The organism is Streptomyces sp. HSW2009, assembly GCF_040240285.1.
Lineage (GTDB): Bacteria > Actinomycetota > Actinomycetes > Streptomycetales > Streptomycetaceae > Streptomyces.
Map to the genome: position 1 here is coordinate 1 of NZ_JBEHZD010001013.1, position 1270 is coordinate 1270.

2 protein-coding genes are annotated in these 1270 nt (G+C 75.5%); both read right to left on the reverse strand.

What is annotated here, in order from left to right; translation table 11 throughout:
- Nucleotides 1–111 precede the first annotated feature (111 nt).
- Nucleotides 112–915, reverse strand: a complete 804-nt coding sequence (locus AAHZ94_RS34250) for an FHA domain-containing protein (RefSeq protein WP_349997582.1) — start codon at nucleotides 913–915, stop codon at nucleotides 112–114.
- Nucleotides 916–1070: 155 nt separating this feature from the next.
- The gene (locus AAHZ94_RS34255; RefSeq protein WP_349997583.1) at nucleotides 1071–1238 is read right to left on the reverse strand and encodes a hypothetical protein; all 168 of its coding nucleotides are present in this window, start codon (nucleotides 1236–1238) and stop codon (nucleotides 1071–1073) included.
- Nucleotides 1239–1270 lie beyond the last annotated feature (32 nt).

Genomic DNA, 1270 nt, shown 5'->3' on the forward strand with positions numbered 1-1270 from the left:
CGCGCCCCCCCCCCGGCGCCCCCCCCCCCCCCCGCGCCCCCCGGGCCCCCCCCCCCCGGCCGGGCCCGGGGCCCCCCCCCGGGGCGGGCGGCCGGGCGGGCGAGTGGCCCGTCAGCGCACCGGCCCGTACGGCGGTTGCGCGGGCCAGCCCTGTGCGTCGTCCATCAGGTCCAGGTCCGGCGGCACCAGGGTGGTCGATGCCACCAGGCCCTTGAGCAGGTTGTGCAGCAGGGTGTTGTCGGACGGGCGCTCGTCCGGGTTGTCGTGGATGAGCGGGTACTTGAAGCCGGTGCGGTGCAGGCGGCGGCGCACCGCCTCCACCCGGTACTCGATCTTGCGGGCGGTCCAGCCGCCGTCCGGGCGCAGGAAGCCCAGTTGTTCGGCCGCCCGGCTGTAGGTCAGCGGACGCGGGTCCGGCTCGTACTCCAGGTAGTGCTGGCCGAGGACCACCAGCAGAAGCCGTTCTTCGTCGCTGAGCACCCACCGCTCGGGCCGTACGGTGTCCGCCCGGCGGCTGGAGACCGGCCCCCGGTCGTCGTGGTCGGTGACGTACAGCTCGACCAGGTGTTCCCGGTGGCCCGAGCCCTGGACGAACAGCGGGGTGTAGCCGGTGGCCAGCGGGATGGGTTCGGAGCTGGTGTGCATCATGCGGCCCTCGGGCAGCCGGACGAGCTGCTGGCCGGTGTTGCGCAGCCACCAGCCGCCGGCGCGGAAGGTCAGTTCGCCGTGCCGCCGGCTCACCCGCCGGTCGTCCACGCCCACCCCCAGGTCCGTACCCGGCTTCTCGCCGCGCCCGAAACGCACGGTCAGACCCGGCCGCGGCAGGGCGGTGAGATCGCCGCAGACGGTGCGTGCGTGCAGCGTGCCGGGGCGGCTGGGTGGGACGCCGCGGGCCAGGCTGTCCGAGCCGTTCATCGCCGTCTCCTTGAGATCGTGGTGCCACTCGTACGAGACTCGGTGCCAGGGCCCCCGTGCACCGCTGACGCCTGCCGCACCCGGGCACCCCGAGGGCCGCGCACGCGCCCTTCGGAGCATGGTCCTCCCACCGCTTTGGGACCCCTCCAAACTCCTTACGGGCAGGCTGTCTTGCGGACGCCCGGCGGTTGTTCTTCGGGCGCGCACGCCCGCGGCGCCAGCACCCTACGCCCGCCGCGGCCGAGCCCCCCCCCCGGGGGGGGGCCCCCCCCGCCGCGGGCGGCGCGGTCGAGGACGGACTGCAAATCGGCGTTCTCCGTCACCGGGGCGTCCCTTCCGGGGGGTTAGATACGGA